The sequence below is a fragment of the Paenibacillus sp. S-12 genome (assembly GCF_030363895.1).
Lineage (GTDB): Bacteria > Bacillota > Bacilli > Paenibacillales > Paenibacillaceae > Paenibacillus_B > Paenibacillus_B alvei.
In genome coordinates, this window is record NZ_JASIUF010000022.1 from 378,512 (window position 1) to 405,083 (window position 26,572).

Annotated in this window: 26 protein-coding genes and 1 tRNA gene; 3 read left to right on the forward strand and 24 right to left on the reverse strand. The window is 45.5% G+C overall.

The genetic code is table 11. The features are described from left to right. Positions 1-104 precede the first annotated feature (104 nt). The 10 genes from dnaB to rpsF form a co-directional block, all read right to left on the reverse strand. Positions 105-1,463, reverse strand: a complete 1,359-nt coding sequence (gene dnaB, locus NO352_RS21710) for a replicative DNA helicase (RefSeq protein ID WP_163979204.1) — start codon at positions 1,461-1,463, stop codon at positions 105-107. Between the two features lies 1 nt (position 1,464). Continuing rightward, entirely contained in the window at positions 1,465-1,908 is a 444-nt protein-coding gene (rplI, locus tag NO352_RS21715) for a 50S ribosomal protein L9 (protein WP_005545414.1), read from the reverse strand. Continuing rightward, entirely contained in the window at positions 1,905-3,863 is a 1,959-nt protein-coding gene (locus tag NO352_RS21720) for a DHH family phosphoesterase (RefSeq protein ID WP_268622911.1), read from the reverse strand. The genes rplI and NO352_RS21720 overlap by 4 nt, the downstream gene beginning before the upstream one ends. Before the next feature lie 11 nt (positions 3,864-3,874). Continuing rightward, on the reverse strand, positions 3,875-4,828 hold the full coding sequence (locus NO352_RS21725) for a DUF2232 domain-containing protein (protein WP_238555788.1): 954 nt from the start codon (positions 4,826-4,828) through the stop codon (positions 3,875-3,877). Between the two features lie 101 nt (positions 4,829-4,929). Next, positions 4,930-5,352, reverse strand: coding sequence for a CBS domain-containing protein (locus NO352_RS21730; RefSeq protein WP_005545418.1), 423 nt, complete (start codon positions 5,350-5,352; stop codon positions 4,930-4,932). A 147-nt stretch (positions 5,353-5,499) separates the two neighbouring features. Beyond that, on the reverse strand, positions 5,500-6,477 hold the full coding sequence (locus NO352_RS21735; RefSeq protein ID WP_005545420.1) for an LCP family protein: 978 nt from the start codon (positions 6,475-6,477) through the stop codon (positions 5,500-5,502). A 705-nt stretch (positions 6,478-7,182) separates the two neighbouring features. After that, positions 7,183-7,674: a hypothetical protein gene (locus NO352_RS21740; RefSeq protein WP_005545423.1), complete on the reverse strand. Its 492-nt coding sequence runs from the start codon at positions 7,672-7,674 to the stop codon at positions 7,183-7,185. Between the two features lie 275 nt (positions 7,675-7,949). After that, positions 7,950-8,219: a 30S ribosomal protein S18 gene (rpsR, locus tag NO352_RS21745; protein ID WP_005545426.1), complete on the reverse strand. Its 270-nt coding sequence runs from the start codon at positions 8,217-8,219 to the stop codon at positions 7,950-7,952. Between the two features lie 20 nt (positions 8,220-8,239). Further along, positions 8,240-8,731, reverse strand: coding sequence for a single-stranded DNA-binding protein (ssb, locus tag NO352_RS21750; protein WP_005545428.1), 492 nt, complete (start codon positions 8,729-8,731; stop codon positions 8,240-8,242). A 51-nt stretch (positions 8,732-8,782) separates the two neighbouring features. After that, a complete protein-coding gene (gene rpsF / locus NO352_RS21755) occupies positions 8,783-9,070 on the reverse strand; it encodes a 30S ribosomal protein S6 (protein ID WP_005545431.1) in 288 nt (95 codons plus the stop codon). A 236-nt stretch (positions 9,071-9,306) separates the two neighbouring features. On the opposite strand from rpsF, the gene NO352_RS21760 reads away from it, so the two are divergent. Beyond that, positions 9,307-9,501 (forward strand): YjzC family protein, encoded by a 195-nt coding sequence (locus NO352_RS21760; protein WP_005545433.1) that lies wholly within the window; start codon positions 9,307-9,309, stop codon positions 9,499-9,501. A 753-nt stretch (positions 9,502-10,254) separates the two neighbouring features. Here NO352_RS21760 and NO352_RS21765 read toward each other — a convergent pair. The 3 genes from NO352_RS21765 to NO352_RS21775 all read right to left on the reverse strand — a co-directional run bounded on the left by NO352_RS21765 (position 10,255) and on the right by NO352_RS21775 (position 11,551). After that, positions 10,255-10,345, reverse strand: a tRNA-Ser gene (locus NO352_RS21765). A 64-nt stretch (positions 10,346-10,409) separates the two neighbouring features. Then, positions 10,410-10,616, reverse strand: coding sequence for a DUF951 domain-containing protein (locus NO352_RS21770; RefSeq protein WP_005545435.1), 207 nt, complete (start codon positions 10,614-10,616; stop codon positions 10,410-10,412). After that, positions 10,616-11,551, reverse strand: a complete 936-nt coding sequence (locus NO352_RS21775; protein WP_268622913.1) for a mechanosensitive ion channel family protein — start codon at positions 11,549-11,551, stop codon at positions 10,616-10,618. Before NO352_RS21775 ends, NO352_RS21770 begins: the two co-directional genes overlap by 1 nt. 146 nt (positions 11,552-11,697) lie before the next feature. Between NO352_RS21775 and yyaC the strand changes: the two genes are divergently transcribed. Continuing rightward, positions 11,698-12,285 carry a spore protease YyaC gene (yyaC, locus tag NO352_RS21780; protein ID WP_005545438.1) on the forward strand — a complete coding sequence of 196 codons (588 nt, stop codon included), beginning with the start codon at positions 11,698-11,700 and terminating at the stop codon, positions 12,283-12,285. Positions 12,286-12,300: 15 nt separating this feature from the next. Here the strand turns inward: yyaC and NO352_RS21785 are convergent, their stop codons facing one another. The 6 genes from NO352_RS21785 to NO352_RS21810 all read right to left on the reverse strand — a co-directional run bounded on the left by NO352_RS21785 (position 12,301) and on the right by NO352_RS21810 (position 20,007). Beyond that, positions 12,301-12,792, reverse strand: a complete 492-nt coding sequence (locus NO352_RS21785; protein ID WP_005545440.1) for a DUF4446 family protein — start codon at positions 12,790-12,792, stop codon at positions 12,301-12,303. Positions 12,793-13,376: 584 nt separating this feature from the next. Then, a complete protein-coding gene (locus NO352_RS21790) occupies positions 13,377-14,231 on the reverse strand; it encodes a ParB/RepB/Spo0J family partition protein (RefSeq protein WP_163979212.1) in 855 nt (284 codons plus the stop codon). Continuing rightward, positions 14,224-14,985 (reverse strand): ParA family protein, encoded by a 762-nt coding sequence (locus tag NO352_RS21795; protein WP_005545445.1) that lies wholly within the window; start codon positions 14,983-14,985, stop codon positions 14,224-14,226. The genes NO352_RS21790 and NO352_RS21795 overlap by 8 nt, the downstream gene beginning before the upstream one ends. 226 nt (positions 14,986-15,211) lie before the next feature. Then, positions 15,212-16,027, reverse strand: a complete 816-nt coding sequence (gene noc, locus NO352_RS21800; protein WP_005545448.1) for a nucleoid occlusion protein — start codon at positions 16,025-16,027, stop codon at positions 15,212-15,214. Between the two features lie 539 nt (positions 16,028-16,566). After that, on the reverse strand, positions 16,567-18,900 hold the full coding sequence (locus tag NO352_RS21805) for a S8 family serine peptidase (protein ID WP_289356758.1): 2,334 nt from the start codon (positions 18,898-18,900) through the stop codon (positions 16,567-16,569). A 168-nt stretch (positions 18,901-19,068) separates the two neighbouring features. Then, positions 19,069-20,007, reverse strand: a complete 939-nt coding sequence (locus NO352_RS21810; RefSeq protein WP_289356759.1) for a helix-turn-helix transcriptional regulator — start codon at positions 20,005-20,007, stop codon at positions 19,069-19,071. A 124-nt stretch (positions 20,008-20,131) separates the two neighbouring features. On the opposite strand from NO352_RS21810, the gene NO352_RS21815 reads away from it, so the two are divergent. Then, positions 20,132-20,581, forward strand: a complete 450-nt coding sequence (locus tag NO352_RS21815) for a VOC family protein (RefSeq protein ID WP_005545455.1) — start codon at positions 20,132-20,134, stop codon at positions 20,579-20,581. 65 nt (positions 20,582-20,646) lie between these two features. On the opposite strand, the gene rsmG is transcribed toward NO352_RS21815, so the two are convergent. From rsmG to NO352_RS21840, 5 genes are all read right to left on the reverse strand, one after another. Next, positions 20,647-21,372 carry a 16S rRNA (guanine(527)-N(7))-methyltransferase RsmG gene (gene rsmG / locus NO352_RS21820; protein WP_289356760.1) on the reverse strand — a complete coding sequence of 242 codons (726 nt, stop codon included), beginning with the start codon at positions 21,370-21,372 and terminating at the stop codon, positions 20,647-20,649. Positions 21,373-21,440: 68 nt separating this feature from the next. Beyond that, the gene (gene mnmG / locus NO352_RS21825) at positions 21,441-23,339 is read right to left on the reverse strand and encodes a tRNA uridine-5-carboxymethylaminomethyl(34) synthesis enzyme MnmG (protein WP_289356761.1); all 1,899 of its coding nucleotides are present in this window, start codon (positions 23,337-23,339) and stop codon (positions 21,441-21,443) included. Between the two features lie 75 nt (positions 23,340-23,414). Then, positions 23,415-24,791 (reverse strand): tRNA uridine-5-carboxymethylaminomethyl(34) synthesis GTPase MnmE, encoded by a 1,377-nt coding sequence (gene mnmE, locus NO352_RS21830; RefSeq protein ID WP_268622915.1) that lies wholly within the window; start codon positions 24,789-24,791, stop codon positions 23,415-23,417. Positions 24,792-24,986: 195 nt separating this feature from the next. Further along, a complete protein-coding gene (gene jag, locus NO352_RS21835) occupies positions 24,987-25,751 on the reverse strand; it encodes an RNA-binding cell elongation regulator Jag/EloR (protein WP_005545459.1) in 765 nt (254 codons plus the stop codon). Further along, positions 25,748-26,527: a YidC/Oxa1 family membrane protein insertase gene (locus NO352_RS21840; protein WP_040735641.1), complete on the reverse strand. Its 780-nt coding sequence runs from the start codon at positions 26,525-26,527 to the stop codon at positions 25,748-25,750. The genes jag and NO352_RS21840 overlap by 4 nt, the downstream gene beginning before the upstream one ends. Between the last annotated feature and the right edge of the window lie 45 nt (positions 26,528-26,572).

A 26,572-nucleotide genomic window follows, 5' to 3' on the forward strand; every position in this document is an offset into this window, starting at 1 on the left:
ACCTAGTTTATCAGTCAAATAGTGCAAAGTCAACGAAAAGCGAACGTTGATATCCGACCTTAACCAAATGTTCGGAAAACAACGTTCGCTTTCTTTTACGCTTATTATCCCGCAGGAGCGTCCTGATGATTCCTTTCGTAGCTGACGAATTTGTTGAAGTTCTTCAAAAACACCAACTCCACCGTCCCTACTGGGCCATTCCGCTGCTTGGCAATAATAATTTCAATAATATTTTTTTTCTCCGTATCCTGATTGTAGTAATCATCACGGTACAGGAAGGCTACGATATCGGCATCCTGCTCGATGGAACCCGATTCCCGAAGGTCGGACATCATCGGACGCTTATCCTGCCGCTGCTCTACGCCCCGGCTAAGCTGGGACAAGGCAATAACGGGAACTTCTAGCTCACGCGCAATCTGCTTCAAGGTACGGGAAATCTCAGATACTTCCTGCTGGCGGTTCTCGCCAGGCTTACCGCGTCCTTGAATCAGCTGCAAGTAATCGATAAGAATCATGCCGAGACCGCGTTCTTTCTTAAGGCGTCTGCACTTAGCACGAATATCCGCTACCGTAATTCCCGGCGTATCATCAATGTAGACCTCTGCCTCGGACAAGGCTGCGATGGACATCGTCAGCTTCTCCCAATCGTCATCCTCAAGCGCCCCTGTACGGAGCCGTCCTGCATCGACATTGGACTCGGCACAGACCATACGCTGAACAAGCTGTGCCGCAGACATCTCGAGACTGAAAATGGCTACCGTCTCCTTCGCGCGAACCCCAACATTCTGGGCAACATTCAAAGCGAAGGCTGTCTTGCCGACAGAAGGGCGGGCCGCCACAATGACAAGGTCACTGCGCTGGAAGCCTGACGTCATCTTATCCAAATCTGGGAAGCCTGACGGGATTCCTGTCGTTCCGCCGCCTGTTTGCTGGCTTAGCGTTTCTACTTTATCATAGACTTCCATCAACACATCTTTAATCGCGATAAAGCCGCTCGAAGAGCGGCGGTTCGAAATTTCCAAGATACGTCGTTCCGCATCGCTAAGCAGTCCAGAGACATCCTCACCGCCTGTATATCCTTCACTAGCGATTTGAGTGGCGGTTCGGATGAGACGTCGCATCATTGATTTTTCTTCAATAATTTGCGCGTAATAATCAACGTTGGCTGCAGTCGGCACCGCATTGGCCAGCTTCGTCAAATAGGACACGCTGCCGACGTCTTCCAACTGCTGCTTATCCTTCAGCTTTGCCGTAAGCGTCACGAGGTCAATCGGCTGGTTGTCTTCCCCCAGCTCGATCATGGCCTCATAGATCATCTGATGGGCCGGATTATAGAAGTCCTCGGACTGAATCCGTTCCATCGATGTAATCAACGCCTCGGACTGCAGCAATATCGCACCGAGAACGGCTTGCTCAGCCTCTAGGTTCTGCGGCGGAACACGATCGACATACATCTCATTCATTCTATTCCTCCGTTACGTGCACCTTCATCGTCGCCTTGACTTCAGGATGCAGCTTCACGGCTACATTCGTAAATCCAAGCGTACGAATCGGGTCATGCAGTTCGATTTTACGCTTATCTATTTTGATCTTCATGCCTGCAAGAGCTTCGGCAATTTGCTTTGATGTGATTGCGCCGAACAGACGACCGCCCTCACCAGCCTTTGCCTTTAGTTCAACCGTTGTTTCACCCAGCTTCTCTGCAAGCACTTCCGCATCGATCTTTTCTTGTTCCTTACGCTTCTCTTCAGACTTCTTCTGTTGATCCAGGGTCTTCAGATTGCCGTCCGTCGCCGGACGAGCCAGTCCCTGCTTGATAAGGAAATTTTGAGCGTACCCTTCGGAAACCTCTTTGACTTGTCCTTTCTTGCCTTGTCCTTTTACATCCTGCAACAAGATGACTTTCATTCGAACAACCCCTCTTCTGCGTCGATTTCTTCCAGCACGCGCTTTAGCTTCGCTTCTGCCTCAACCAGCGTACCTTGCAATTGTGCCGCGGCATTGGTTAAATGACCACCGCCGCCCAGCTGTTCCATAACAACCTGCACATTCATCTGGCCCAACGAGCGCGCGCTAATCCCGATGAGTCCGTCATGTCGCTCGCTGATTACGAACGAAGCGAGAACATCGGTCATATTTAATAGCGTATCAGCTACCTGTGCAATGAGCAACTGAGAAAATTTTCGTCCCGGTTCTGTAACCGCAACCGCAATATGCCCATAAAGCATCTGTGCATGGCGGATAACTTCCGCCTTCTGAATATACTCATCCAGATCTTCCTTCAAAATTCGCTGGATGAGCAGTGGATCCGCTCCCTGTCTGCGCAGGAAGCTTGCTGCATCGAATGTGCGCGAGCCTGTTCGCAGCGTGAAATATTTCGTATCCACAGTGATCCCCGCCAACAACGCCGTTGCCTCCAGCATGCTCAGATTAATTCGATTATGGATATATTGCAGCAGCTCAGTAACAAGCTCTGCCGTAGATGACGCGTACGGCTCCAAATAAACGAGAACCGCGTCATTTATAAACTCTTCACCTCGGCGATGATGATCAATGATGACAATCCGATCCGATTGAAGCAAGCGCGGCTCTTCCACCATAGAAGCTTTGTGCGTGTCACATACAACCAAGAGACTAGCTTCCGTAATCATTTCTATAGCTTCCGCTCGAGAAATAAACCTCGACCATAGAATTTCGTCCTTCTTCAAATAATCAACTAGACGATCAATCGACGGATTGCTCTCTTCCAGCACAATATAGGCTTCAACCCCAAGCATGCGACATGCGTTCAGCACTCCAATCGATGATCCAATCGAATCCGTATCTGGATTTTTGTGTCCCATAATGAAAACAGCATCGCTCTGCTTAATGAAGTCCCGAAGTGCATGAGCAATAACACGGGCACGGACGCGTGTCCGCTTTTCCACCGCATTCGACTTACCACCGTAGAACGATAGACGCTGGCCCATACGAACCGCCACCTGATCTCCTCCACGGCCCAATGCGATATCCAAGCTAGATTGGGAAAGCTGCCCAAGCTCTGGAATGCTGTCAGCACCTGCTGCTATTCCCATACTCAGCGTCACTGGGAGCTTGTTGTCCAGCGTCGTTTCCCGAACCTCATCAAGTATGACAAATCTCGTCTGTTCCAGCGCCTTGAGCGTCTGCACATCCATGATCATAAAATGGCGATCAGAGGATAGACGCTTCATCAGCACGCCATGCTCACCTGCCCATGACGTAATTTGACCGTTCACTCGGGCGAGCAGAGCCGCTCGCTGCTGATCGTCCAGTCCTTGTGTGGACTCCTCCAAGTTATCCATTACGACAACGCCGACCGCAATACGCTCCTCGTCATAACGCTTGCGCAGGCTCCACAAGTCAGTAATGTCCGTGAAGTAAACAACCCGCTCCTCTGGAACAATATCTGCATGTACGATTCGCCCGCCGATGAACAACTCTGCGGAACGATCCTTCTCTTTTCCCATATGAAGCTGCGGAAAGATGTCTGTCAATTCCTCGCCGACTAGCCCATCCTGACCGGTTAATTGAGAGACATAAGGGTTATGCCACTCAATGACACGATCTTCACGATATAGGAGGATACCATACGGCAGATCAACGATTGCCTCTTCCCCAGCCCGTTTTACCCGCAATCCAAGCGTCGATAAATACGACTCCGTCTCTTCCCGGAATTTGCGCTCTGCCGTGAACGATGCAACTGCGAGCGCTGCAATACAGAGCCATGCCAATACGCCTACTCCCCAATTGAACCAGGTGAGCACCAGGCTCATGGCGATCAGTACAACGAATGTCCAGCTTGTATGTTTCGTATACCAACGTTGAAACAATAGTTTAGGCATGCCTTCTCACCCTATACTTTTGGTTTGGACATGAACTTCCGCAGAGGAAGTACGAGATCCACCAATCCTACGATTCGAAGTAGTGAATAGAGCAGCGGAATGAACAATGCAGCTATTGTAATGACAATCGGCAGCACCTTGCCCCATTTCCTCATATGTGCAAAGAAGAAAAGGAAAGCAATTCCCTGCACCACGAATGCCAACTGCAAAAGTGGTGCCAAATTCAATAAAATCATCGTTAGAAAGCTGTCCGTTGATTTCGGGCCAACAAAGTCGAGAATCACAACGATGAAATAGTATACTACTAGGGACTTGGGAAGCATCCATTGGTGTACTGGCTTCATTTTTTGAACATCATGCCCTTGCGCAGTTAGCAATCTGCGGCTGATGGCATACGTAATTGTTCCCATATACAGCGCGCTCACAATCATCATGAATGGAACCATCTTACTCATGAGAAGCGCGAATTGCTGCTTCATTTCCGCCGTCACTTGTGTCGGGAATAACGCGGACTGTTCTACACCCACCATCCCGTAGTTCAGCATTTCAATTACGAATTCATACACATTGAAGTCCAGAACCCACTTCGCAACGACAAAGAGGACAAGGGACTCGATAAGAAATGTCACGGTACCTGCAACAAATACAGAAAGTGCTGGTTTCCTGCCTTTAAACATTTGTCCAATGACAATGCCCGGAATAATAAAATACAAGGCAGAAACAGCTACATAAATGCCCGCTTTGCCCATCAATACATATACAATGGCAAGTACGGCAGCTGTGATGAGTGCGAACCCCTGCCTAGACTGTGTTGCGTACAGCATCACAAATGGAACCGCCATAAAACTCATCGTCAACACCTGTATCGGCTGCAATATGGATAATAACAATACGAGCGCTACAATCGCCCATAATAACGACGATGACCAGCGGTTTTTCAATTCGTTCACCTCTTGCGCATTCAATCTTTTTCCCCTGAATGTTATTCAGAGCCCGCTTACCGTACGGGTATACCCCTTTATCTTCCATAATTATGGAAAGGGCGTCATTTTCCATTATACCATATTTACCGCACGTCCATAGCTTTGGTAGCGAACTGCTCGCAATATTCTATAATTTGACTCCGCCTTACAATGCCAATGAAGCGGTTCATGTCGTCCACTACGGGGACAAAGTTTTGGACTTTGGCTAAGTTGATTAAGTCCCCCATGTTGGAGTCAATCCGAACAGATTTATTGTGCATATTCAGCGATACATCTTTCAGCATGAATTTTGAAGCGTTCTCAAACGTAATTGCGCCATTTGAGTTTTTCATGTGCCACAATAAATCCCCTTCAGTAACCGTCCCGACATATTCCCCATCATCGTTCAAAATGGGAACGGCCGTATACCGATGAAATTCCATACGTTCTAGTGTTTGTCTCAATGTTGTGTTCAGTGTTAGACTGACAACCTCATGTTTCGGTGTTAAGAAAAAAGCAATGTTCATCCGTTTGGTCTCCTCCTCAACGACTCCAGCGAGATGATCGCTGTAACTCCTTAACACTAAATTAACACATTTAGGCATACAAAAACAAAAAGCCAGCCGTAAAAAATACGACTGACTTTTTGCTTTTATTCCACTGCGTTCCGTTCTTTAATCTTCTTTTACTTCACGTGGTTCCATCAAATTCTCTTTGGTTGTTTTTGGATCCAGCCAGTTATCCAGCAAGGACTTGATATAATCCAGATCCTCGTCCTTCACCATATAGTACCAGCCATTGCCGATCATCTTGCCATCGCCGTGCAGCATATAGCTGCTAATGCTTGGTATTCCGTCATTCGTGAACATTGTCTTGGCCAAATCAATCATATACTTTGGTCGCATATCCGTTGTAAAATTCTCACCCATAATTTCAATAAGCTCTGGAATGCGTCCGATTTTGTCCATTTCAATGGTACGCTGCATAACGGCATTCAAGAAGATTCGATGGCGCATCGTACGGTTCATATCTGAATCTTCACGGTAGCGTACGAAGTACAATGCTTCTTGACCATCATAAATTGGCTTGTTCGGCTCAATCCGGAACTTCTCGTGGTCTGGATCCTTGTTGACAATCGGCTTCGTAATCGGCAGCTTCACACCGTCTAATGCATTGACAACATCCTTTAATCCCTCGAAGTTAATCGTTGCATAATGGTCAACCTTATGCTTAAGCAGATTATCTACTGACTCCATGCTCATCTTCGCACCGCCGTAGGCATAAGCGTGATTGAGCTTCGTTTCGAATCCCTTGCCGATGATTTCCGTGTACGTATCACGCGGAATCGACAACAACAGCACCTTATTATCTTGTGGTCGAACTACAGAATATATAATCGTATCAGAACGTCCAATTTCCTTGCCTCGCTGGTCGACCCCCAGCAGTAGTACCGAGAATGGCTCCGTTACTTTGCGAATAACTTCTTCTTTGCCTTCAATTGGCTTATATGACTTATCAAGCGTCTCTTCAACATGTCCGGATAAGAACATATCGAAAGCCAGAACCGCGAGCTGCTTGCGGAAAATAAATCCGCTTATGCCGACAATCGCAATAATGGCAAGTGCGATTCCCCATTTTTTATATTTTTTCATTCCAGATCCTCTTCTTCCTTTATGTGATGCATTCAATCCAATCCCAATTCAACCGACACTTCTCACTTCATTAACTCGAGAAGTATTTTTTGTCCACTAGGACAGTAACTTCTCAAGCTCAATGACACTATCCACATTCCCCTAATGGAAAACAAAATGTTGCGTAACAAAGCCACCTGTGTTCATCCATGATCGCCTGACACGCATACAGTATTCCAAATTCCTCATGTGTATAGGGCTTCGGTCCCCTGTATTTCCAAATTGGCAGCACATCGCATCCGCTTCGTCTTTCACAAGGATACCCGCCCCATTTGCCAACGACACGAATTTCCTATACCCGCATTTCCTATTCCCCTAGAATGCCTAGAGTGTTCTCATTGCATTGAAATTGCCGTGCTCACATTCATCACTTCCACAGCTTCTCAACCCATGAAAGGAGTATGCGATTCTCCCTGTGGGGGAAAGCTGTATCAGATATAGGATGAGCATGCACGGTCGTTTTTATCTGTATGTTACGACCGGTAATCCGAACCCTCTTTGGTATGTTTCTTTGATGATTATGCATGAAACAATATTTTTATTTTACATGCAAACGATCAAAAAGGAAAATACAGATTTCATGATCCAGATCACTAATTTGACAAAAGTACCAAAAAACCGCCCAAAAATGGGCGGATTTCGCACAAAATATGACAAAATATCCGATTAGCCGAACCAGCTTCTCACCCAGCGTATGACATCCAAGGTTAAAGGAATAAGTCCGAATCCGTGATTGCCAATCGCAATGATTCCATACGCATATTGACCCATCGCGATGACCCCTAACGCCAAATGGCTCATAGCGATAGCTCCAATGGATAACATGCTGCTTATCGCAATCGCCCCAATGGACAGCCAGTCACTTACGGCAATCGCCCCTACCGAAAAGCAATCACTAAATGCAATGGCCCCAGCTGCTGCCAGCAGTCCCAAGGAAATAGCGCCAAAAGCGAGCACGCCGACACTAATCATCCCCCCAGCAATTAGTCCGATGGCGATATCTCCGATTGCAATAAGACCAATTGCAACTTTGCTGTGTCGGCCCACTCGACTGGCGCCGCTGCTTCGAATGCTAATAATCGGAACCTGCGGGGACGGCCATTGATAGTCGATTTCTTGTCCATGCCAGCGCTTACTGAAACGTTCATGCCATCTCATTGCATTACCCCCCGCACCCATTTTCTTACGTCATTACTAGCTATTGTACCATCCAAAAAATCCGGAAAAATCAGCCCCAAGACGGAAATGGAACTGGACATAAGGCGGTGATTCTCCTCCGCTAGGTAAAAGGAGATAAGGATGTAATGATAATAAGATAAAGCATGCGTAGTTAATGTATGATCAGGCAAAAAGCTGAAAATATATTCCCGTTTTACCTTTATATAATGAAAAAAGACAGCTGATTAATATCAGCTGTCTTTTTTGTACCTGCATTACTCTGTAGTGTATGGAAGCAATGCTACTTGGCGAGCGCGTTTAACAGCGATCGTCAAAGCACGTTGGTACTTCGCGCTTGTACCTGTTACACGGCGTGGCAAGATTTTGCCGCGCTCGCTGATGAATTTCTTCAACAGGTCGATGTCTTTATAATCAATGTGAGTGATTTTATTCACTGTGAAGAAGCACACTTTACGGCGCTTGTTACGGCCTCTACGGCCACCGAATTTACGGCCTTCGCCGCCTTCATTTTGCTTGAAGCTCATTCAATTCAGTCCTTTCCGTTTTAGAATGGCAAATCATCATCGGAAATGTCGATAGGTCTGCCGTCATCAGAGAAAGGATCCGCCGCTGCTTGTCCGCGAGAATTGGAATTCCCACCACGTGCTGGAGCATTGTACTGCGGCGCTGGTGCACCGTAATTACTGCCCATATCATCACGTGTTCCCCCGTTGTCACGGTTCGATTCCAAGAAACGCACATTATCTGCAATAATTTCAGTCACGTATACACGCTTACCTTCGTTATTGTCATAGTTGCGCACTTGAATGCGTCCTTCTACTGCTGTAAGCCGACCCTTGCGCAAATAATTTGCACATGTTTCCGCCAACTGCCGCCAAGTAACGACTGGAATAAAGTCCGCTTCACGTTCCCCTCCTTGACTCGAGAACGGTCGATCAACCGCTAACGTAAACTGTGTCACTGCCACTCCAGATGAAGTGTAGCGCAATTCTGGGTCCCGTGTAAGACGTCCTATCAATATCACGCGATTCAACATGCTATCCCCTCCTTCGACGTATCCTTTACGAATTTACGATTGTTTTGGCTATTAAGCCACGTCGCTAACGACAAGATGACGGATGATTTCGTCAGCAATTTTCAGTTGACGATCCAACTCCGCTACTACTGCAGGTTCTGCAGTAAAGTTCACGAGAACGTACACGCCATCGCGGAACTTCTTGATTTCGTAAGCAAGACGGCGCTTACCCATCACATCGTGCTTCGTAATTTCTCCACCGCCGTTAGAGATAACGCCTTGGAATTTTTCGACTGCTGCTTGAACAGCTTCTTGCTCTACGTCAGGACGAATGATGTACATCAATTCGTATTTGCGCATTTCACGTTCACCTCCTTATGGACTTCAGGCCTCTGATCTTGTCAGAAGCAAGGAGCGAGAAAACTCGCACTAAACTAGTGTACCAAAATGAATCCTGACATGCAAGAAAAACTCTTTTTTCCAAGAGCAAACACTTTTCTCCATTCATGATTGGGAATCTGCACGCACACACTACAGAGGCAAGCGATCTCGTTACGCTTCTGCATCTATACGACAAGCATACAGGAGGTTACACGATGGGTGAGCGTACAGAATTCGAACCTGGAGACAAGGCGCCAAATGATGCCATCTATATGGAGGTTGGTGAAAGAAGTTTCCATACCGAGATTCAAAATCCAAAACAAATTAAGTTGAAAAGGGGAGATACATTCCCTGAAACGACGAACAAAGACCGCAAGTGGAAAAAGAAATCCCATGCCTTGACGCACTGATTATGGTCGTTCTCTTTTTTAAAGTACCGACGTATAAAACAGCGATTATGATCCATAATAACAACTGACGGTGCGAAGCGAGGTGGGTTCCGTTGAACAATGGAGCAAAGAAGCCTAGTGGAGACATTTAACTTTACGACATAAGAGAAGCGAGGGGTTGTGCTAAAGACCATTTGTCTGCAACACACTTATCGTAATATGGATTACTGCATAAGTATCCATATGCTGTAGGAAGCCTGAGCCATCTAATATTGTGAAGATTGAGGTCAATTAAGCACCGTCAACCAGGAAGGGATTTCGCGCAAGCGAAGTCCCTTTTCTATATGTCTTTACACCCTTATATAAACACATATACCTGCACGTTTTATGCCGAGTCACGCATAGAAATTTAATAATAATCCATAATAACAACTGACGGTGCGAAGCGAGGTGGGTTCCGTTGAACAATGGAGCAAAGAAGCCTAGTGGAGACATTTAACTTTACGAAATAAGGGAAGCGAGGGGTTGTGCTGTAGAGCATTTGTCTGTAACACACTTATCGTAATATGGAATCCTTTATACGGTTCCATATGATAGGAAACCTGAGCCATCTAACATTGTGAAGATAGAAGTCGAATAAGCACCGTCAACCAGGAAGGGATTTCGCCAGGCGAAGTCCCTTCTTTTATTTTCCTTGGCAGCAACAGCAGCATAATCAGCTAATATGCAAAAAAACTCCGAAGCCTCAGCTTCGGAGTTGTTCTATACAATAAGTGGCGGAAAGGGTGGGATTCGAACCCACGCACGCCTTGCGACGCCTAGCTGATTTCGAGTCAGCCCCCTTGGACCTCTTGGGTACCTTTCCATAGCAAGAGTTATCTTACCATACTACTCACTTTATTGCAACATATTTTTTACAATTTTGCTTTTTACTCTGAGTCAGGCTGGGCAGAACGGAGCACCTTTTTCATGCTCTTCTCGAACTTCGCTCGCGGGACGAGTACACTATGCTTGCATCCTACACACTTAATGCGGATATCCATACCCATTCGGATGATTTCCATTTCGTTCGTGCCGCAAGGATGAGGCTTTTTCATTTGAACGATATCACCCAGTGCGAAGACTTTACGTTCCATCAATAACTCCCCCCTTGTTCTGTTCGCTGATACGTTACGAGTCGTGGATACGGAATTTCAATGCCTTCCTGCTCTAACGCCCGCTTCATCTCAGCATTTATCTCGCGAACAACTCCCGATTGTGTGAATGGACGGCATTCTGCAATCACGCGAATGGTTACTTCAGAAGGCCCAAGCGTTTGGACACCGAGTACTTGTGGCGTCTTCACTACATTTTCATTGCGTTCAGGCAATCCTTCCAAAGTCTGATTCATCACCTGAATCGCCTTGTCTACATTTTCCTCATAAGCAATGGATACATCAACTACTGCAATTGAATTGTTCAGTGAATAGTTTGTTACCTCTGTAATACTACCATTCGGGATAACATGAACTTCTCCTGTCCAGCTATGGATCCGCGTCGATCGCAGCCCGATCATCTCAACCGTTCCTTGGAACGAACCCACCTTAATGACATCCCCTACTGCAAAATGATCCTCCAAAATAATAAAGAATCCGGTCATGACGTCCTTCACTAAGCTTTGAGCACCAAAACCGATTGCTAAGCCGACAACCCCCGCACCCGCTAAGAGCGGCGCCAGATTTACATTGAATTCCGATAAGACAACAAGAATCATGATGAAATTCATCGCTAGCGACGTCATATTCTTGAGCAACTTGCCTACGGTTACAAGCCGTCTTGGATTCCCGTTAATACGGGACTTTTCCTGTTTCACAATCGCATGATTAATCATCCGATGAACGATTCGAATCACAATTCTCGTTACTAAAATAATCAGTACGATTTTTATGCATTTCACGAAAAGCATTTCCCAAGTTGCCATATCAGTCAACCAGTTCCATATTCCTTGCTGCCACTTCTCGAATACCGACAGCGTCTCTTCAATATTGTCGGTAACGTTCTCAGGGTTATTTGCCTCTGCGGCCCATAACATGATCATTCCCCCTCTGTCATTATCAATATGATAAGTGTTAGGAAACTTATTATAAAATAGGATGCTTATTTTCGTCGAAGTATAAAAATATTCTCGCTTCCATATACTAGATACTAACCTTTAGTAGAAAACGGAGGCTGCTTGAGATGACATTTCCTTTGTTCAAACGCCCGACATCTGATGAATGCCATCCTTGTAAAGTGGCTTATGATGCACCTAACGCACGATCTTCCTTAATCCACTCCTGCCAACAACATTTGCAAATGCGCGCTCCCAATCAGTCGACGACAGTCATATGTATTGGAACTGACCGCTCAACAGGAGATTGCCTTGGACCGCTTGTTGGAACACGTCTATCACAATTATGTTCGCAAGACTTTCGAGTGCTTGGTACACTCCATCAACCCGTGCATGCCATGAATTTGCAAGAAACGATAGATTCACTGCAAGCGAGCGATCCTCATACCTTCATTATTGCAGTAGATGCGTGTCTTGGCCAGAGCAGCAGCGTAGGATCCGTTCAGGTCGTCGAGGGGCCGGTTCGCCCCGGCGCTGGGGTAAATAAACAACTGCCCCCGATCGGAGATATGCACATTACAGGCATTGTCAACGTCGGAGGCTTCATGGAATATTTCGTATTACAAAATACTAGACTTCATTTAGTTATGGGAATGGCCGATGTGATCGCAGATACGATCGAACAGTCGCTGACTGCCCTATCCTATCGTCCGTAATCGGGAACATTATTTTTATTTTGCCTCCGCGATTTCGATTGCTTTTTTCTCCTCAGGAGACAAAGAATAAGTCGACTGTCCCTTCTCAACGGGCTTCGCATATACATAAGAATGTTCCCGTCCGTGAATGCTTGTAATGACAACTCCGTCCTGCTCCTCATTTAACCATGCAATCGAGAAGCTAAGATCACTCCCGCGCTCTGCAAAGGCGTTGTAACGCTGAATGCCGACGTGGGATTTCATTTTTTTCAGAGCTTTTTTGGTCTGTTCCATTTCAACATGATGATGTTCCGTCATGCCTTGCAGATGTGCAATATCCTCATGCATGCTGGACAATACAACATCCAAGCTCTCAATACCGCTTTCTCCCATAATGGCTTCGTATTTACGGCGAAGCTTACGAATCTGTGAACCCTGGAGAAGAACAATAATAAGTAACAACAATAGTAATACACCGATGCCAGCGGCAATGAGCGGCAACCAATCATTCTGCAATTCATTCATCATAAGTCTCTGTTCTCTCCTGCCTATAACGTGTCCCGTACCTCATTGGCACGAACTTTCTCACCCTTGTTTCCCCATCTATTCCTTTATCGTCTGCAAGATGGCTTGCTATTAATATCGGACAGCCCTGAATATGGCTGGCTGAATGAGGATTCGTATCTTTCTAGGGGCATCGTGTCCATTCTTATTATAAATTTTTTTAACGGACTCATACAACACATCTTACCTACTATTCTCTATATATCGAACTTACAAAGCATCAGCTTTATATCAACCAATTCAAGCTTTCTAGTTCGAGAAGCTGTTCCCAAAAATAGAGAATCTATTCATAGTCAAAAATATGCTCTTTGCCCCATATCTATATTTAGTTATATCATGATCCAAGCGGTATAAGAGACAACAAAATTGTAACCTTTTACTTCAATATTTTGTAAATTAAAAAAATAGGTTCAAGCAATTGCTATTCGTTTCTTATCAAGTGATTATATGTATACCCTCAATGCAAAAACTGGCATCCCTCGTGTAATCCTTCTTGCTTTGGATAACAACCAAGAATGCCAGTTCTTGTTCAAATTATTGCTATGGCTTCATTCAACCGACAACGTTTGAAGCATTTCGAGCAATCGCTCCAAATCCTGCTTGTTAAAGTAAGAAATTTCGATTTTCCCTTTATCTTTACTTTGCTTAATTTTTACCGTTGTGCGGAACCTTTCTCGTAGGCTTTCTTCCAACTCATCTAAATATGGATCTTTACGGATAGGCTTTGCTTTATCAACTGGCTTTCCTTTTTTGTTCATTTGTTGGATTGCTTCCTCCAACTGGCGAACACTCCATCCTTGATTTATAGAGTCTTTAGCCAACTGTTTTACTTTTGCCTCATCCTTGACCCCTACAATTGCACGTGCATGTCCCATTGATAGTGTTCCACGTGAAACACAGTCCTTAACTTCCTCAGGAAGCTGTAATAACCGTAAGAAGTTTGCAATATGTGAGCGTGACTTTCCAACCTTAACAGATAGCTCTTCTTGCGTTAAGGAGAACTGATCCATTAGTGCTTGGTAGGCAACGGCCAATTCAATAGCATTCAAATTTTCACGTTGTAAATTTTCAATCAGGGCAATTTCCATGACCTGCTGATCGGAAAAATTACGCACAACAGCTGGGATATTCAGCAAGCCCAATTGCTGAGAAGCACGATAGCGGCGTTCACCAGCAATAATCTCATATCCTTTTAATACACTCCGCACAATAATTGGCTGAATGACACCGTGCTGCTTGATCGACTCTGCAAGTTCCTGAATGGACTGCTCATCAAAATGCTTTCGCGGCTGATATGGATTGGGACGCAACTGCTGTAGGGATAATTCTACCACCTTGTCGTCATCATTGACGGATAGTGACGGAATAAGGGCGTCTAATCCACGTCCTAATCGCTTACTCATACGAAATCACTTCCTTCGCAAGTTCCAAGTATACTTCCGCACCTTTCGATTTCGGATCATAGGTCATAATGGATTGACCATGTGATGGTGCCTCACTAAGGCGTATGTTTCGAGGAATAATCGTTGTATATACTTTCTGCTGAAAATACTTCTTAACCTCGTCGATGACTTGAATCCCTAAATTTGTACGCGCATCAAGCATCGTTAGGAGAACACCTTCAATTTGCAGTGAGGTATTCAAATGCTTCTGAACGAGTCTGACTGTATTCAGTAGTTGGCTGAGTCCCTCCAATGCATAGTACTCACATTGAATTGGGATAATGACCGAATGAGATGCAGTCAAGGAGTTGATTGTCAATATACCAAGTGAAGGCGGACAATCAATTAATATATAATCGTATAAATGTGCTACAAGCTGAAGCGACTTCTTCAATCGCACCTCACGCGATATCGTCGGAACCAATTCGATCTCAGCACCCGCCAACTGTATTGTTGCCGGAATAATGTGCAGACCTTCGACCATGGTCGGGATCGTTGCGTCCTTTGGATGAACATCATTAATAATCACATCATAAATACAATTGGTCACGTCTGCCTTGTTAATCCCAATTCCGCTTGTAGTGTTGCCTTGTGGATCAATATCAACAAGCAGCACTCGCTTCCCTAATAACGCCAAACCTGCACCCAAATTTACCGTCGTCGTTGTCTTGCCGACGCCGCCCTTCTGGTTGGTAATGGCAATGACCTTAGCCATTCCTCTTCACCCCAATGTTGTTTCTTTTGCGTTTCTAGCTGTAACAATAACCGCTAACGACTACAAAAACAGAAAAGAGCGGCCTCTTGCCTGCCGCTGCACATATAAGCACTACGCATGACAACAATCTCGCTGTACGACATATAAGGTACAACGATTAGGCTCGAATCAACCGATAATTAGGTGGATCAACTATTCAGGTTGTTAAAAAGGTGTGAGATTTGACCTACCTTTTCGGTATTTTGATGACAATTTCATAATGATCCTCGTGATCATGTTCATCTGTCTTAATTTTTAGACCGGAACCCGTCACAAGATCAATGGATTGACGAATCGTATTGAGTGCAAGTCGCACATCCTTCGTATAGGAGATACGCTTCGATTTCTTAGCTTTGTGAACCTCTTTATAAAATGCGACCCGTGCTTCCGTCTGCTTCACATTTAATTCTTTTGCGATAATTTCCTCAAGCAGCTTGAGCTGCAGGTTCTCAGATTCGAGTCCAAGCAATGCTCTTGCATGTCGCTCTGTAATCTTACGTCCCATTAAAGCCTGCTTCACTGCATCCGGTAGATTTAACAAGCGAATTTTATTTGCAATTGTAGACTGGCTCTTGCCTAGTCGTTGAGCTAAGCTTTCTTGCGTCAAATCATGCAAATCAATCAGCTTCTGATAAGCATATGCTTCTTCAATCGCTGTAAGTCCCTCACGCTGCAAATTCTCGATTAGGGCAATGGATGCCGCTTGAGCATCATTTATTTCTCTAACGATGCCCGGGATCGTATCCAAACCCAACTTCTTGACAGCACGCCAACGGCGCTCTCCGGCAATGATTTCAAATTGCCCGTTTCGCTGGCGGACAACGATCGGCTGAATAACACCGTGCGTTTTGATCGTCTGACACAGTTCATCAATACGCTCATCATCGAATATAGTACGAGGCTGATAGGGACTGCTGACAATCTCATTCACCGGAAGCTGTTTTACTTCATCCAGCGATTGACGCTCCGCAAAACCGAATAACCGAGACAGTTGTTCTTTCATTTCCGTATAATACCACCTAACTTCAAAATAATGCCAGGCACATGAAGAAGCGGCAGTGCTCTGCTCCATTCTTGATCTTCGCCCTATATCGTTCAAGACGGCAAATCGGTCACGATCCCCGCTACTCTTCGCGAATTCCGATTGCTTTACATCCTTTGCGACAATGTTCAACAGGGCATCTGATTCAAACCATTTCTTTCCTTCGACAAAATTATACGCTCTGCCTTATGTATTCTCCAAGCTTGTGCCTTTTTCCTGCCTTTTTGTGTATCCGTGTAAGAAAAACTTCTACAGATTTCTTTCACTATACTAAACTTATATTTTAAACAACACCATTACATATAAACATCGTTATCATTACACCTGTTTCACGTGGAACATTTCCCCACATTGCTTTTTACTGCTCCTCTATCCTATCATAATTACTTGCTAAAATGAGATTGCATCCGTAACATTCTATGAATTATCTTCTACCTCATCTTGAACATGAAAATTATTCCACGCAAATAAAACAAAAGCGGGGTAACCCCCCGCTTCTGCTATAACTTCACTTGTGTTTTTTGAATCTGTGCATTCCCAGCTGCATCTTCCATGCGGATGAATATATCATGAGTTCCTTTTCTCATTCTTGATCCGATAAATGAAATATAGAAAGTCCGTTTATCCTCATTGAAGCGCATCTCTTTCCACGCTCCTGTATTGGATGTGCTCCATTTTACGCTAATTAGAGCTGCTTGCTTATTATGAACAGACGAATGAAGCATAGGGCGCACTGCATACTCGAGTTCCAGCATCATATCATGAATTGTCCCTTGCACAATACCGTGCTCGGCCTTTTCCTTCATAAATATTGCCGTTGGGGCCTCTCGATCGATATAAATCAATTGATCGCCCTTTATCTCCGAGCGGCTATCAGCAAAAGCTTTACTTTTTAGGTTATATAAACCGTCAGGCAGCTTATGCCCGGATACATCCGTGCCCTTCCATTCATACGTATGCAGCCCGCTGGAAGGTTTAACTGTATTGAGCAGCAGATATTCTTTACGATTCTTTTTATGTTTATCAATCCGAGTTGCGGTAATCAACATCCGTTCAGCATCACCAGGCAGATAATAATGGAATTCAATAGATTTATTTTTATCCCCGTTCGGCGTGAGCAGTTGATGACTTGCGAACCATCCCGTCAGCAGCGGGTACTGACTTGCTCCACGAATCAATTGAATAGGCACTCGAAGCTTTTCCGTGTCATGAATAAGCTGTAAATACCCTGTAAGAACTCCTGTCTCCTGTAGGGTGGATAGATTCCATGTCACAGGAATACGTACCGTTTCACCAGGCTGTACGGTGACGGAAGCAGGATATGAAATATCCCACTTACCCGCTTCAGACGATAACGTAATTTGATAAGTTATCTTATGATTAGACCGATTCGTTAACTGAAGAGACTGCTCTTTCATCAAATCACACGAATCCGGATCAACAACACCGTAAGACAGAGCTGCCGGTTGGAGAAACGAAATTGTCTCCATGGCTCTATCTACATTCACAAGTCCTGATCCTTGCGCGTGATAGGGATATTCTGCTCCATTGTTATCAGTAAGTTTATCCGCTGATGTCATCAAAGCTGATTTTACCATGGCCGGCGTCCACTCCGGATGTGCTTCCAGGAGAACCGCCGCTGCGGCAGATACATAAGGAGCAGCCATACTCGTCCCACTCATATTCCCGTATCCTTGCTCCATCTGGTTACGAGGCACAGAGCTTCGCACATTAATTCCAGGTGCCACTAGATCAGGCTTCAACAGCCATGTGCCAACTGCAGGCCCACGAGAACTTATGGCAGACATCCGACTTCTTTGTTCCTCTCCCCACTGCCATGCCCATGACTTGCCCTGCTTCAGCATAGAGGCTCCTTGTGGAGAAATGGAGGCTGCTGGGATAAGTCTGTCATCATTTTTACTATCAATTCTGAGCTCTGGCTCCCACTCCACCTTGTCATTCTGATAGAATAGAATACCGCTAGCTCCTGCGTTACACGCTGCTTCGTAATAAGATGAAGCAGCGGAACTGGTTGTTTGGACAACAAGCAATTTCCCTTGATGAAGCTCTTGCTTGATTGCATTGGGACTATTTCCCTCGATGAATACCAGATCAGGCGAGCCTTCCTTCGGAAAATCAGGCGATCCCATCCCCGAAATAAGACGTATGCTGTGATTACGATACAAGAGCATGGACTCAAATGTAGGCAAGGTAGCCGCTCCAACGGTGATTACATCCTCCACCAATCCTGGAGCGGTAATACTCCATAGCTTGTCTCCTGCATTGCCCGCAGAGTTTACAACAACAACCCCTTTACTTACCGCATCTGCGATCACCCGTGACAGCGGCTCATCCGGGGCATCGATATCAGAATGAAGCGATAGATTGATGACCTTCGCTCCATCCTTCACTGCTTGCTGCATCGCTTTAACAATCGTAGAAGTGAATTCGTGACCCTCTGTAGCAATCGCTCGATAAATAAGCAGAGAAGCATCGGGAGCCTGCTGGGCTACAATACCGGCAACATGCGTGCCATGCCCTTTTTCATCCTGCGGGTTTGTATCATTTTCTACAAAATCATAAGCTTCTACGATTCTCTCCTTGAGCAGCGGATGCTGGATATCTGCTCCCGAATCGATAATGGCAATTTTAACGCCTTTGCCTGTATATGGAGGCTGCTTGATAGATGATATAGAGGAATCAGCCTGCACGGATACACTCTCTATCTGTGCGGCTGCTGTCTTCGTTCCTAGCGGTGCAGCCAATAAAGCTGCAGCCACAAATAAGGTGCATAAGGCCTTCATTATTGGGTTGTACCAGCTATTTATCTTCATGTTGTGAATTCCTACTCTCTAAGCCTTTCATGATGTTCATAAATCGTAACATAGGACATAGAAAGAAAGATTTACGCCACTGTAACCTAGTTCCACCAAATTTTTCAAATCAGTACCAGCTTTCCAGCTAACTTCTTGTCTAACTTCATATTTACCCAGTATTTCGATTTATAACGTTTGATAGTGTTGTAAGAGATTAGATATTTTATCTTGAATGAGCTGTTTTAAAGAATCCGGCTTCACTTCTAACACATCACTACCATATCTCATCAAATAAGAAGCTATAAAATCCTCTTCCCCTTGATTATAACTTCCTGTAATAATTGTTCTATGACCTGTCTCAATTTGCATCGATGGATAATGCTCCTTATAGAAAATATCCTTCGCCTGCTCGGCAATCTCAACTTCAAAGCTAATACTGTTCACAGATTGATACCTTTCTAATGATCGGCTAATCAGCTCATCCAGCAAAAAATGTCCATGCTCTCCCCCCTCCTCCATAGCGGTAATTCGATCACATCTAAAAACTCGATATTGATTCGTCGCTGTCTCGAATCCTGTTGCATACCACTGGCCGAACTTAGCTGATATTTTGAAAAATTGAACGTGATATTTTTTGGTCTGTTTATGTTTTACATAATCTATGATGCAACTGCTCTCATTCAGGATACTCTTCAGGATCTTATCCAAAAAACGGCTCGCATGATGATGCTGGTAGCTTTCGAATTGAAGCACTTTTCGCATGTTGTGAATTTGCCTGATTTGTTCCGAAGACAGACAGCTTTCGAACTTTTCATTAAGCTGATTCGCCCGTAAATGAAAAGGCGTGGATTGATAAGCACTTAGTGTCAACATTGCAAAATACAGAGCATACACTTCATCGATCGTAAAGATAATGGGAGATAATAATCGATTTTTCAACATTCCGTATCGTCCATATTTTCCATATTCCGAATAAATGGGCATGCCTAATTCCTCTAAGGAACGAATATCGCGCAGTGCTGTACTTTTTGAAATACTGTATTTCTCCATTAGATCATGCAAATTGAAAAATTCTCGACTGTTTACATATCTAATCATGTCATATAATCGCTCTGATTTCTTCATGAATAGCTCCTTCATAAAGGTGTCATATTTTGATACCTTTATCCATTATGATGAATCTAAGCTCATCTATCAAATAGAAAAGATGGTTGGGTTAACATCTTTGCTTAAAAAGGAGATTGATCTCATGAGTGCAACCCTGGAAGTTGCGATTTTCTTATCCATGAACGGAAAGGCACAAGAAGCCATTGATTTTTACAAGATCCATTTCCATGCAAAAGAATCGCTGCTCGTTACTTATGAAGACATGGCGAAGCGCGACAGCTCGATACTGCTTACGGAGGGGAACAAAAATAACATCGTCCACTCTGTCCTATTGATTGGGAAAACAAAAGTAATGATTGCGGAGGATACAATGGATCCGAGGAGTAAATACTCGGTTGGCAATAACACATCATTATGTATTCAAAGTTCGAACCTAGAAGAGATTGAACAATTTTATAGCAGCCTGCTTACCGATGATAGAGTAAAAGTGATTGTCCCTCTCTCTGCAAATTCATTTAGTAAAGCCTATGGCATTATTGAAGACCCATTCGGAATCCACATCCAACTGATGTATGATCCTCGGTTGAAATGATTCCTTTATCACATAACGCAAAAAAGAGGTCGAATGCATTCGACCTCTTTGTCTTATAACTGAAATTATACAAGCGGTGTCTTTAGCGGCGTCCCCGGCTTGCGCGGATAGGCCTTAGGGGTTGTCCCCTTCTTCGTCATCACTACGATATGACGCTCGGATTGCTCTACTGGAAGCTTCAATGCATAATCAGCCGTGAAGGTCGCCTGCAGCACCTGAAGGCTCCGCTTCGCTTCTACAATCTCTTCCTGTGGATTTGTCCCTTTCATCGCAGCGAACGTCCCGCCTGGACGTACGAACGGCAGGCAGAACTCATTTAGCACGTTCAATCTTGCAACAGCGCGTGCCGTCACAAGATCATACTGATCGCGATGCTCCGGCTTGCGTGCAACCTCTTCTGCGCGACCATGAATGCAGGAAACGCCTGTTAATCCAAGCTCCTGTACCAAATGATTCAGAAATACGATCCGTTTGTTAAGGGAATCAACAATTGTCAGCTTAATATGCGGAAACATAATTACGAGCGGTATCCCTGGAAAGCCTGCACCTGATCCGATATCCGCCATGCGCTTCACACTCATCATATCGACGTGAAAGCCTAACGTTAGGGAATCATAGAAATGCTTCTCGTATACGAGCTCACGCTCTGTAATGCCTGTCAAATTCATTTTTTCATTCCACTCAACCAACACACGGTAATACGTATCGAGCTGGTTCCATTGTATATCTGTAACCGGCGGCCATCCATGTCCGGACAGCCAGCCTTGGAACTGTTCTTGCAATGCATCCATTACTGGCAATCTCCTCTTCTGCAGTTAGTATCCCATTCCTGCATACTTGCCACAGCCTACATCCTCAATTACGCCTCAGCATGCTTCTCAGCTGTTACACGGTTATAGTGCTCCAAGTATACAAGCAGGATCGAAATATCCGCAGGAGTTACACCGGAAATACGCGACGCTTGCCCGATCGACAGCGGACGGATCTTCGTCAGCTTTTGCTTCGCTTCCGACGCAATTCCATGAACTACATCGTAATCGATATCCTGCGGGATAAGCTTCTTCTCCATCTTTGCCAGACGCTCTACCTGCAGCAGTTGCTTCTCAATATATCCTGCATACTTTATTTGGATTTCAACTTGTTCCTTTATCTCATCGTCCAGCTCCAGCGGTGATGGAAACAACTTATCCACATGTGAATAAGTTATTTCTGGACGTCTCAGCAATGTCACTGCATCACACCCGTTGGTCAGTGGAGCGGAACCCGCTTCAGCAAGCATTGACTGTACAGCCTCATCCGGCTTTACCTTCGTTGCCTTCAGGCGCTCCATCTCTTGACCAACCAAGTCAAGCTTATGCTGGAATGCTGCGTATCTCTCATCGGTAATAAGGCCAATCTCATGCCCGATATCCGTCAAGCGCATATCCGCATTGTCATGGCGAAGCAGCAATCTATATTCTGCGCGAGAAGTAAGCAAGCGATAAGGCTCATTGGTTCCCTTCGTCACGAGATCATCAATCAGAACGCCAATGTAAGCTTGCGAACGATTCAAGATGACAGCAGGCTTGCCCTGTACCTTACGCGCGGCATTAATGCCGGCCATAACCCCCTGTGCAGCAGCCTCCTCATAACCGGATGTTCCGTTAATTTGCCCAGCTGTGAACAAGCCATCGACCCGCTTCGTTTCAAGAGTTGGCCACAACTGTGTCGGTACGACTGCATCATACTCAATCGCATAACCGGTTCGCATCATTTCTGCATTCTCAAGTCCTGGAACAGAGCGCAGAATTTGTAGCTGTACATCTTCAGGCATACTCGTTGACAGACCCTGCACATAATACTCAGCCGTATCCTTCCCTTCTGGCTCAAGGAAGATTTGGTGCTTCGGCTTATCAGCAAAACGAACAATTTTATCTTCAATGGACGGGCAATAACGAGGTCCTGTACCTTCTATGACACCAGAGAACATCGGTGCACGATGCAAGTTCTCATTAATAATGCGATGCGTATTCTCTGACGTATACGTCAACCAGCAAGGAAGCTGCTCATTATCGGAAGACTTCGTCTCATAAGAGAAGAACTTCGGATGATCGTCTCCAGGCTGGATTTCTGTTTTGGAAAAGTCGATCGTCCCACCATTCACCCGTGGAGGTGTACCTGTCTTGAAGCGAACGAGATCAAATCCGAGATTGCGCAAACATTCGGACAGCTTCAAGGAAGGCTGCTGGTTATTCGGACCGCTCTCATACATCAGCTCACCGATAATAATTTTGCCCCGCAGGTACGTACCTGTCGTTAAGACAACCGCTTTCGAACGGAATATAGCGCCTGATTTCGTGATGACACCTACACATTTACCGTTTTCCACGATCAGTTCCTCAACCATGCCTTGACGCAGCGTCAAGTTCGGCGTCGTTTCCACCGTTTCCTTCATTTTCGCCTGATACAATACCTTGTCGGCCTGGGCACGCAGTGCGTGAACGGCAGGCCCTTTCCCTGTATTGAGCATCCGCATTTGAATAAAGGTTTTGTCAATATTGCGGCCCATTTCTCCGCCTAATGCGTCGATTTCACGTACAACATGGCCCTTAGCTGGGCCACCAATGGAAGGGTTGCACGGCATGAAAGCAACCATATCCAGGTTAATCGTCAATAGCAGCGTATCGCAGCCCATCCGTGCAGAAGCAAGTGCCGCTTCACAGCCCGCATGGCCCGCTCCGATAACTATTACATTATATTTTCCCGCCTCAAATGGCATGGGGCTCCCTCCTTTTACTACTTCTCTATGATAAACAACACTCACGGCAAAACGACCGTATCCGTGTTCGCTTTTCTATTTTCCAAGACAGAACTGAGAGAAAATTTGATCAATCAGTGAATCGCCAACTGCGTCTCCGATAATTTCACCGAGCAGCTCCCAAGCGGTGCGTACGTCGATTTGAATCATGTCGATTGGTATTCCCTGTTGGGAAGCCCCCACAGCATCTTCTAATGCCTGCAGCGCCTTCTTGAGAAGCGCAATATGCCGTACGTTGCTGACATACGTCATATCTCCCGCTTCAATTCCTCCACTGAAGAACAACTCAGAGATTACCTTTTCAAGCGCGTCGACGCCTTCCTGTTCCTTCGCCGACATGCGCACAATCTGATTCTCACCGAATGCCTCCTTTAACGGAGCATCATCCAACACCGTAGGCAGATCCATTTTATTCACAATCACAATCACTTGTCTACCCGTAATTTGCTCCATCCACTCGCGCTCATCCGGATGAAGCTCATCATTATTGTTCACAACGAACAATATCAAGTCTGCTTCCTGAAGGGCACTGCGAGAACGCTCCACTCCGATTCGTTCAACAACATCTGTCGTCTCCCGAATGCCGGCTGTGTCCAGGAGACGCAGCGGAATTCCGTTAATTGTTACGAATTGCTCGACTACATCGCGAGTTGTCCCCGGAATATCGGTTACAATCGCTTTATTATCTTGGGCAAGCGTATTGAGCAGCGATGATTTACCGACATTCGGTCTGCCGATAATCGCTGTCACAATACCCTCCCTCAATATTTTCCCTTCGGATGCGGTTTTCAACAGCCGCGTGACCTCTTCCATAACATGCCCGCATTTATCTTGGATAAAGGCGCTTGTCAGCTCCTCTACATCATGCTCAGGATAGTCGATATTCACTTCAATATGAGCAAGTGTCTCAATGAGTGTATGACGGAGTGACTTGATTCGGTTAGACAATTGACCTTGCGCCTGCTTCATAGCGATGCTGAAGGCACGATCCGACTTCGAGCGAATGAGATCAATGACCGCCTCAGCCTGTGACAAGTCAATTCTTCCGTTCAAGAAGGCTCGCTTCGTGAACTCGCCTGGCTCCGCCAAGCGAATCCCCTGCTGAAGCAGAATATCCATCACTTTCCGCACCGAAATAATCCCGCCATGTGTGTTGATTTCGACAACATCCTCAGTCGTAAACGAACGCGGCCCGCGCATCACGCTTACGAGCACTTCCTCTACCCGCTCTCCAGACTTCGGATCAACAATATGTCCGTAATGTATTGTATGGCTTTCCGCCTCTGTCAGCTTCGTTTTCGAACGGAATATGCGATCAACCTCAGCAAAAGATCCCTCTCCGCTTACTCGGATAATCGCTATACCGCCTTCTCCAAGCGGTGTAGATACCGCTGCGATTGGTTCGTAATTCATCCTAATAATGACCTCCGCACATATAGGGTACATTTATATTATCTCATTTTACGTCAAACACCTAATCATGAAATCCAATTCTGGTTCAGCAAAAAACGAAAAAATGCAATGAGAGCACCCTGAACCAGGCGCAATCATTGCATTTTCTATCTGTCTATGCGTTCTGAATAGAGGTATTCATAAGTGCAGTCATGCCTATTTAATCATAATGACTACGCGCCGGTTTGGCTCTTCGCCTTTACTGCAAGTTTTCACTTTCGGATGATCCTGCAGCTTCGCATGAATAATCTTGCGATCCTGCGCCGTCATCGGCTCCAGCACAACCTCTTGCCGGGAACGAATAACTTTGTTCGCGAGCCGCTCAGATAAGGATTCGAGCGTTTTCTTACGTCGCTCACGGAACTGCTCTGCATCAAGAATAATACGGAGATGATGCTTGGAATAACGATTGGCTACCAGGTTCGCCAAATATTGAAGCGAATCCAGCGTCTGACCGCGGCGACCGATAATGAGGCCCAAGTCCGAGCCGCTAATATCAAGCGTTACCGTGTCCTTCCTCTTATGTACTGCAACTTCTACATCAAGCCCCATCGAGCGGGCAACATCCACAATGAATTGCTTTGCTTCTTCAATCGGATCTATATCGTCATCTGAGACAGCGCTCCTGCCCGTCTCCTGATCCTTTGATATAGTTGCTGTTTGCTTATCGGCCACAACAGAAGATGTCTGAACTGGCTTCGATGATGTTGATTGTGTTGTAGGCTCAGAGAGCGGGACATCCTTGTCCGGAAGAAGTGTCAGTTCGACCTTCGCCGGACGTACCCCGATAAGTCCGAACAGCCCGCGTGATGGCTTCTCCAGCACGCGAACAGATACGCGATCCTCGGTTACGTTCATTCGTTCCAAACCGTTCTTTATTGCATCTTCGATCGTCTTTCCCGATACAACGAGCGTATTCATTTCGCCGGACGAACCTCCTTATCCTTGTCGCGATAAAGGAAATAGTTCTGAACAATAGTAAAGACGTTGCTGTATACCCAGTACAACGGAAGTGCCGCTGGGAAGTTGATCGACATGACGAAGATCAACACTGGGAAGATAAGCATCATAAACTGCATTGGGCCTTGCATTGGATTTTGGCTTGCCATCATCTTGGACTGCAAGAACGTCGTCAAGGCAGCCACAACTGGCAAAATGTAAAACGGATCCGCCTCGCCCAACTTGAGCCACAAGAACGTATGCTCACGGATTGCTGAGTTCATATAGATCGCATTATACAAAGCAATAAATACTGGCATTTGAATGAAGATTGGCAAGCATCCCGCAAGCGGATTCACGTTATGCTGTTGGAACAGCTTCATCGTTTCTTCCTGCTGCTTCTGCGGGTTATCCTTATGCTTCTTTTTTATTTCAGCGAGCTGAGGCTGCAGCTTCTGCATTTCCTTCGAGCTGCGCATTTGCTTAACTGTAAGCGGCAAGATACACAGACGAACAATAACGGTTAGCAGCAAGATGGCGAATCCATACTCCCCGCTGAACCAGCCTGCGAATGTATCAAGTGCTAGTGAAAAATAATAGACCACGTTACGCTCCCAGAAGTTACCTTGCAGCAAATCCTCCGTCTTCAGCGTAGTGGTCGTGGACGTACATCCCGACAATACAACGATCAACAGCACAGAAACCGCTACCAAGAGCCATTTGCGGTTCGAGAACAACTTGTTCAGCGACAATAGCATAACCCCTCTCTTAACCTTCCGATTCCAAAGTAAATATATCACATT

Bases quoted from the DNA above. Each gene is read 5' to 3' on its own strand.
- NO352_RS21840 (WP_040735641.1), bottom strand. From the start codon at position 26,527: ATGCTATTGTCGCTGAACAAGTTGTTCTCGAACCGCAAATGGCTCTTG.
- NO352_RS21730 (WP_005545418.1), bottom strand. From the start codon at position 5,352: ATGAACATTGCTTTTTTCTTAACACCGAAACATGAGGTTGTCAGTCTA.
- NO352_RS21760 (WP_005545433.1), top strand. From the start codon at position 9,307: ATGGGTGAGCGTACAGAATTCGAACCTGGAGACAAGGCGCCAAATGAT.
- dnaB (WP_163979204.1), bottom strand. From the start codon at position 1,463: ATGAATGAGATGTATGTCGATCGTGTTCCGCCGCAGAACCTAGAGGCT.
- NO352_RS21790 (WP_163979212.1), bottom strand. From the start codon at position 14,231: ATGAGTAAGCGATTAGGACGTGGATTAGACGCCCTTATTCCGTCACTA.
- rpsR (WP_005545426.1), bottom strand. From the start codon at position 8,219: ATGAGCTTCAAGCAAAATGAAGGCGGCGAAGGCCGTAAATTCGGTGGC.
- NO352_RS21815 (WP_005545455.1), top strand. From the start codon at position 20,132: ATGAGTGCAACCCTGGAAGTTGCGATTTTCTTATCCATGAACGGAAAG.
- ssb (WP_005545428.1), bottom strand. From the start codon at position 8,731: ATGTTGAATCGCGTGATATTGATAGGACGTCTTACACGGGACCCAGAA.
- NO352_RS21785 (WP_005545440.1), bottom strand. From the start codon at position 12,792: ATGATGAATGAATTGCAGAATGATTGGTTGCCGCTCATTGCCGCTGGC.
- mnmE (WP_268622915.1), bottom strand. From the start codon at position 24,791: ATGAATTACGAACCAATCGCAGCGGTATCTACACCGCTTGGAGAAGGC.
- yyaC (WP_005545438.1), top strand. From the start codon at position 11,698: ATGACATTTCCTTTGTTCAAACGCCCGACATCTGATGAATGCCATCCT.
- rplI (WP_005545414.1), bottom strand. From the start codon at position 1,908: ATGAAAGTCATCTTGTTGCAGGATGTAAAAGGACAAGGCAAGAAAGGA.
- NO352_RS21735 (WP_005545420.1), bottom strand. From the start codon at position 6,477: ATGAAAAAATATAAAAAATGGGGAATCGCACTTGCCATTATTGCGATT.
- mnmG (WP_289356761.1), bottom strand. From the start codon at position 23,339: ATGCCATTTGAGGCGGGAAAATATAATGTAATAGTTATCGGAGCGGGC.
- NO352_RS21775 (WP_268622913.1), bottom strand. From the start codon at position 11,551: ATGTTATGGGCCGCAGAGGCAAATAACCCTGAGAACGTTACCGACAAT.
- jag (WP_005545459.1), bottom strand. From the start codon at position 25,751: ATGAATACGCTCGTTGTATCGGGAAAGACGATCGAAGATGCAATAAAG.
- NO352_RS21795 (WP_005545445.1), bottom strand. From the start codon at position 14,985: ATGGCTAAGGTCATTGCCATTACCAACCAGAAGGGCGGCGTCGGCAAG.
- NO352_RS21770 (WP_005545435.1), bottom strand. From the start codon at position 10,616: ATGGAACGTAAAGTCTTCGCACTGGGTGATATCGTTCAAATGAAAAAG.
- NO352_RS21805 (WP_289356758.1), bottom strand. From the start codon at position 18,900: ATGAAGATAAATAGCTGGTACAACCCAATAATGAAGGCCTTATGCACC.
- NO352_RS21720 (WP_268622911.1), bottom strand. From the start codon at position 3,863: ATGCCTAAACTATTGTTTCAACGTTGGTATACGAAACATACAAGCTGG.
- rpsF (WP_005545431.1), bottom strand. From the start codon at position 9,070: ATGCGCAAATACGAATTGATGTACATCATTCGTCCTGACGTAGAGCAA.
- noc (WP_005545448.1), bottom strand. From the start codon at position 16,027: ATGAAAGAACAACTGTCTCGGTTATTCGGTTTTGCGGAGCGTCAATCG.
- rsmG (WP_289356760.1), bottom strand. From the start codon at position 21,372: ATGGATGCATTGCAAGAACAGTTCCAAGGCTGGCTGTCCGGACATGGA.
- NO352_RS21740 (WP_005545423.1), bottom strand. From the start codon at position 7,674: ATGAGATGGCATGAACGTTTCAGTAAGCGCTGGCATGGACAAGAAATC.
- NO352_RS21810 (WP_289356759.1), bottom strand. From the start codon at position 20,007: ATGAAGAAATCAGAGCGATTATATGACATGATTAGATATGTAAACAGT.